Raw genomic sequence first — 935 nt, 5'->3', positions numbered from 1 at the left:
AGAGTCTGACTCATAAATCTGGTTAGACGCCATTTTTGACGGCAAGTCTGCGGGTCAGGAGCCTGATATGGGCAACGAGTAGCCAGGCGACTTCGGTGTTCGCGGCAGCCTCGAAGTCTTTGGCGAGACGTCGGCATCTGCCAAACCAGGCGAATGTTCGTTCAACGACCCATCGTCGCGGCAGAAGCTGGAAGCCTTTGACGCCTTGGGGGCGCTCGACGATCTCGATGGTCCATGCACCGCAGTCCGAGAGCGCGTCGAGTAGTTGTTTCCCACGATAGATCCGGTCGGCAAAGACGTGACCCAAGTGAGGGAATTGCATCCGCACCTTCTTCAGCAGCGGCACCGCGCCATGGCAGTCTTGGACGTTGGCCGGATGAACATGCACTCCGAGAAGCAGGCCATTGGTATCGGTTACAATATGTCGCTTGCGGCCGTAGATGCGCTTCCCCGCGTCGTAGCCGCGGGGCCCGCCAGCCTGGGTGGTCGGTGCACTTTGGCTGTCGATCACCGCGGCTGTCGGCTTTGGAGTGCGTCCGAGCTTTTTTCGCGCACGCCAGACCAGAACCCTAACGATCCTCTGCCACCGCCCCGTATCGCGCCAAGCATAAAAGTAGCCCTGCACCGTCGAATAGGGTGGGAACTCCCGCGGCAATGCTCGCCACTGACAACCCGTCGATAAAATATAGAGAACCGCCTCTACAACACTCCGCAAATCGGTCTTACGCGGCCGGCCATGCTTGTTGGCCCGCGGCAAAAGGCGCTGGATCAGCGCCCATTCACCATCGGTCATATCGCTTGCATAACGCAGCTTGTCCCGCCGATATTGCTCCCGAGTGATCTCAGTCCAGGGCATCGTGACCTCCTTCGAATCTTTGCAAATCCGATGGAATCACACCCTCACGGGGATCACTCACCTTTTTCAGTCAGGCTCT

General features: G+C 58.5%; 1 protein-coding gene. It reads right to left on the bottom strand.

Features of this window, described 5'->3' with window-relative positions:
• Positions 1-22: 22 nt before the first annotated feature.
• Positions 23-856, bottom strand: coding sequence for an IS5 family transposase (locus HB676_RS33610; protein WP_213742817.1), 834 nt, complete (start codon positions 854-856; stop codon positions 23-25).
• Positions 857-935 lie beyond the last annotated feature (79 nt).

This window comes from Bradyrhizobium sp. dw_411, from assembly GCF_018449695.1.
Lineage (GTDB): Bacteria > Pseudomonadota > Alphaproteobacteria > Rhizobiales > Xanthobacteraceae > Bradyrhizobium.
This window is presented reverse-complemented; position numbering and strand designations above follow the sequence as displayed.

Excerpts from the sequence above, each read along its gene's own strand:
- HB676_RS33610 (WP_213742817.1), bottom strand. The coding sequence starts at position 856 with ATGCCCTGGACTGAGATCACTCGGGAGCAATATCGGCGGGACAAGCTG.